Source organism: Ruminococcus sp., assembly GCF_024691275.1.
In the GTDB taxonomy this organism is placed as follows: Bacteria; Bacillota; Clostridia; order Oscillospirales; family Ruminococcaceae; genus Ruminococcus.
The window spans coordinates 1-4,957 of record NZ_JAILNU010000064.1 but is presented as its reverse complement, the minus strand read 5'-3'; the positions used below and the strand labels follow the sequence as shown (position 1 = coordinate 4,957).

Below are 4,957 nucleotides of genomic sequence, written 5' to 3'. Positions count from 1 at the left end.
TGAAGAAGATTTTCTCTGTATTCCTTCAAGACCGTTATTTCATTTTTTCTATGATAAAGCCCATTAACAAACTGCCCCTTTGTATTAATTACAAAGGGGCTTTATCATAGAAAAAATCAGCTAAAAGTCTTTGGAAAGGGGTACGGGGGAGAACCTTTCCTCAGAAAGGTTTCCCCCGATTATTTCGTATAAAGTTTCTATATGAGTACTCCGCTTATCCGCCCCCATTTTTTATCGGAACGCCGAGGGCGGCGTTCCCTACAAATTTATTTCATGTTACTTGAAAATAAAACTATACACTTGTACCGTAAGCGAGTACGTGTAACGATTATTGATAAAGTGAGCGCGTGAAACAAGCGCCAACGTGACAAGGGTGCAGCGTCACGCTGCAAAAAGGCGGACATAAAGTCCGCCTTTTTTATTAACCCATTATAATTTCTACTTCGTGTGTGCCGCCGTTGCATACAGGAATTACGCATCCCTCTACTGACTTGCCGTCAACTGTCATAGACTTTACGCCCTTGCATACGTGTGCAGGGTTCTTGACTGTGATGTTGAATGTAGCTCCGCGGAACTTACGAACTGCTGTGAAGCCGTCCCACTCGTGAGGAATGGAAGGATCAACCTTGAGTCCGTCAAATACAGGCTGTACACCGAGAATGTACTGTGAAATAGCTACCATGTTCCATGCAGCTGTACCTGTCAGCCATGAGTTCTTGCCCTGACCGAAGTTCTTTGCGTCCTTACCGCCGATCATCTGACCGTATACGTAAGGCTCTGTCTTGTGGATATCAGATGTCTCCTCTGTGAAAGCAGGAGCTATCTTGCTGTAGTACTCAAATGCCTTGTCACCTCTGCCTGCGTAAGCTTCAGCACAGATGATCCATGCATTGTTGTGTGTGAAGATACCTGCGTTCTCCTTGTATCCGCCCGGATATGTGGAGATCTCACCGTACTGTACATAGTACTTTGTGAATGCAGGGTTGTTGAGTACAAGACCAAACTCGCAGTTGAGGTACTTGTCAATTGAGTTGAGTGTCTTGATATCTGCGCCCTGATCCTTACCGATCTCGGACATTACTGCGAAGCCCTGCGGCTCGATGAAGATCTTGCCTTCCTCGCACTCCTTGGAGCCCATCTTCTCGCCGTTTGCGTCGTAAGCTCTGATGAACCAGTCGCCGTCGAATGCGGATTCCATAACGTTCTTCTTCATCTTGTCGATCTCAGCCTGAGCCTTTGCAGCTTCGTCAGCCTTGCCAAGGTGCTGGAGGATTCCTACGAATGCAGGACCTGTGTATGTGAAGAGTGCTGCAACGAAAGCAGACTCAGCAACCTTTGAGTAGCCGCCCTCTGCTGCAAACTTTGGATTTGTGTATGTCTGGAAGCTCTCGCCAGGTGTGTCGGAGAAGCATGAAAGGTTGATACAGTCGTTCCAGTCAGCTCTCATTGCAAGCGGGAGACCGTGAGGTCCGAGGTTGTTTACGATATGATAGAAGGAAACGTTGAGGTGCTCAAGCATTGTGTGCTTGCCGTTCGGATCGTCGTCGAAAGGAACGTTAGCGTCGAGAATGCCCCAGTCGCCTGTCTCCTTGATATAAGCTGCAACAGAAAGGATCATCCAGAGCGGATCGTCAGAGAAGTCGCCGCCGATATCAGCGTTGCCCTTCTTTGTAAGTGGCTGGTACTGGTGGTAGCAGCCGCCGTCTGAAAGCTGTGTTGAAGCAATGTCGATCAGTCTCTCTCTTGCACGCTCAGGGATCTGGTGTACAAATCCGAGGATATCCTGGTTGGAGTCACGGAAGCCCATTCCACGACCGATACCGCTCTCAAAGTAAGATGCGGAACGTGAAAGGTTGAATGTTACCATACACTGATACTGGTTCCAGATATTTACCATACGGTTTACCTTGTCATCAGGTGTATTTACATTGAAGATAGAAAGGAGATCCTCCCATGTGCTGCGGAGCTCTGCAAGACCTGCTGCAACCTTTTCAGGTGTGTTGTACTTCTCGATCATTGCATAAGCCTTCTCCTTGTTGAGCACCCATGTCTCTCTTGTGAGGAGGTTAGCAGGCTTTTCAGCAGCGAACTTCTTGTCCTGTGGGTTCTCAGCATAGCCGAGGATATAGATGAGAGTCTTTGTCTCGCCCGGAGCAAGAGTAACCTTCTTGTAGTGTGAAGCAACAGGTGACCAGCCGTCTGCGAATGAATTTGCAGGCTTGTCAGCCTTAACTGTCTCAGGGTTGTCCCAGCCGTTGTAGATGCTTCCGAGGAATGAATCGCGGTCTGTATCGTAGCCGTCGATATCATCGTTTACTGTATAGAAAGCATAGTGATTACGTCTGTCTCTGTACTCTGTTACGTGGTAGATAGTTGAGCCTTCGATCTCAACACGACCTGTGGAGAAGTTTCTCTGGAAGTTTGTGCAGTCGTCCTGTGCGTCCCAGAGACACCATTCAGCGATAGAGAAGATAGAGAAGTTCTTTGTCTCATTGCTCTCGTTTGTGAGAACTACCTGCTGAACTTCGCCGTCGTAGTTCTGTGGTACGAAGAATGTTACCTCAGCCTTGAGGTCGTTCTTCTTACCTGTGATAACTGTATATCCCATACCGTGACGGCACTCGTATGAATCGAGTTCAGTCTTTACAGGTGCCCAGCCCGGGTTCCAGATAGTTCCGTTGTCGTTGATATAGAAATAACGTCCGCCCATGTCGATAGGCACGTTGTTATAGCGATAACGTGTGATACGTCTGAGACGAGCGTCCTTGTAGAAGCAGTAACCGCCTGCTGTATTGGAAATAAGTGAGAAAAATCCCTGATTGCCGAGGTAGTTTATCCACGGATAGGGAGTCTTTGGGGAATTGATGACATATTCCTTTTTAGCGTCGTCAAAAAATCCGAACTTCATAATAATACTCCTTTATTTTTGGTGACAAAGCGGTCCTTTTCCGACACCGACGTGTCAGGATATAACCACATTTGATTTATTATACCATATATTTGCATATAATACAATAGATTAAGCAAAAATTGCGGCATATTTTTTTCAAGGCATTTTTTGTGCATTTTGCCTTACTCTCATTATTCAAAGGAGAAAAGTTCCTCAACTGTTGTGTGAAAAACAGCCGCTATATCCATTGCAAGCTTCAGCGACGGATTGTACAGTCCCTTTTCAAGTCGGATTATGGTCTCGCGGCGAACTCCCACAAGCTCCGCGAGCTCGCCCTGCTTCATGTCGTACTTTGCGCGGTATTCCTTTAGTTTTGTTTTAAGCTCGGGCATTATTCGTTCTCCTCAACTTTCGGAATTCTGTCCAGCCACATAAAAATGCCGTTTTTCATATCATCATCTCCGTTATTCCTTTTCTGTCCCTAAGCCCGGCAGCACGTCAAACGCCAAGAACAACAGGCTTCTCAGCGCGATAGCTCCGAGTATCACAACAAGGAATGACACTGCGGATACCGCATGAAAACGTGCTTTCAGACCCCAGAAAACCATTACGCCTATAAGCGTCCAGAATGTGATTTTTGTCGCCTTTGCCATATTTTTCTTTACAAGCTCGTCCTCTTTTTCGGAAGTTCCGTCAACTATAATCGTGAATGCAATACATACCCACATTATCCATTCCGACCAACCGCCGAATATAAGTCCGCCTGCAATAATGACAACTGCCGCAATAACGATTGCTATGTGTGTTGTCCTGAGTGTAACGACCTTTGTTTTTTTATCAGTTTTAGTGTTCATATTATTTTCTCCTTTGTGTGATGTGTTTGTCACTTTCTGTGATAATTATATCACTTGTATACGCTGTTGTCAATAAAAAAGTGATGAATTTCTCACTTTTGGAGCAATGCACAATCATGGAGCGCGTTTTTAGTACAGTGTGATACATTTGTCACATCGAAACGTACAGGAGCGCGCTCTCTCAGCCGTTAAACGAAAAAGGACGCGCTGATGCGCGTCCTTACAATCGTTTCATGTTATATTACACGTTAGCCGTGCTGTAAGCGAGTTTACGAGCGGCAATGCGGATAGGATACTGCGTCACGCTGCCGTCCCTGCAAATATTTTACAGAACGAACTTCTTTTTGAAACCGACCTTATCAAGAGCAGTTCCTACAACGATATACAGTACAGAACTTGCAGCGACCTGAACTGTATAAGCAGGTGTCTGTATAAAAGCAGCAATAATAGCTGCTGCTGAAAGGCTCTTTGTTATAACGATGCCTTCATAGAGACTATATCCCACTATGCAGAGGATAAGTGATGGGATTATAGCGAGAAGATTGCGCTTTGTGATGATCTTTTCAGATTTATTCGTGAAGAACAGAGCTGTTATTGCCTTGATGATGATAGTTGCAGGTATCCATACTGCAAATCCCGAGAGACCGTCTGCCAGTCCTGCGCCGATAACGCCTGCTGCTATTGCATATGGCAGAGGGAGCATACTTGCCGCGAGATAGATAAGTCCGTCACCTGCATGGGTGTAGCCCGCACCTGTGGGAACGTGAATATATGCGGTAAATACAAAAATAAGAGCTGAGAACAGACCTGTAAGGGTCATCATCTTTATTTTCGTTGTTTGAGTAGTCCTTGTCATGGACTTCCACCTCCTGATAAATTTGATTGCACTAATTATATCATTCTGATAGGCATAATTCAAGTGATTATCTGCACAAACCTTGTGAACCGAAAAAGTCCCAAAGTGGTGCAAATAACGTATAGACGGCGTTTATCATCAATTAGAAATATAAGCTATAGGTTTTGGATCAACTAATTATAAAGCAACAAGAAAGAGCAGCGTATAGCTGCTCTTTGCAGCCTGTCAAAAAAGTCCAGCTTTCGGCTGGACTTTTTCTGTGTACTATGGTAAGATAGAAAATAAGGCGGTGAAAATAATGCTGAAACAAGAAGCTGAAAACAGAAGACAGATGGAATTTTTCTGCATAGATCAATT

At 45.2% G+C, this 4,957-nt stretch carries 4 protein-coding genes; all 4 read right to left on the bottom strand.

What is annotated here, in order from left to right:
• Nucleotides 1-421: 421 nt before the first annotated feature.
• Nucleotides 422-2,908, bottom strand: a complete 2,487-nt coding sequence (locus K6G33_RS07715) for a glycosyl transferase (RefSeq protein WP_296777980.1) — start codon at nt 2,906-2,908, stop codon at nt 422-424.
• Between the two features lie 173 nt (nt 2,909-3,081).
• Nucleotides 3,082-3,282, bottom strand: coding sequence for a helix-turn-helix transcriptional regulator (locus K6G33_RS07710; RefSeq protein WP_296777979.1), 201 nt, complete (start codon nt 3,280-3,282; stop codon nt 3,082-3,084).
• A gap of 72 nt (nt 3,283-3,354) precedes the next feature.
• Entirely contained in the window at nt 3,355-3,744 is a 390-nt protein-coding gene (locus K6G33_RS07705; protein ID WP_296777977.1) for a hypothetical protein, read from the bottom strand.
• A 325-nt stretch (nt 3,745-4,069) separates the two neighbouring features.
• The gene (locus tag K6G33_RS07700) at nt 4,070-4,600 is read right to left on the bottom strand and encodes a TIGR04002 family protein (protein ID WP_296777975.1); all 531 of its coding nucleotides are present in this window, start codon (nt 4,598-4,600) and stop codon (nt 4,070-4,072) included.
• Between the last annotated feature and the right edge of the window lie 357 nt (nt 4,601-4,957).

Coding starts and splice junctions, on each gene's coding strand:
- K6G33_RS07700 (WP_296777975.1), bottom strand. CDS start 4,600: ATGACAAGGACTACTCAAACAACGAAAATAAAGATGATGACCCTTACA.
- K6G33_RS07715 (WP_296777980.1), bottom strand. CDS start 2,908: ATGAAGTTCGGATTTTTTGACGACGCTAAAAAGGAATATGTCATCAAT.
- K6G33_RS07710 (WP_296777979.1), bottom strand. CDS start 3,282: ATGCCCGAGCTTAAAACAAAACTAAAGGAATACCGCGCAAAGTACGAC.
- K6G33_RS07705 (WP_296777977.1), bottom strand. CDS start 3,744: ATGAACACTAAAACTGATAAAAAAACAAAGGTCGTTACACTCAGGACA.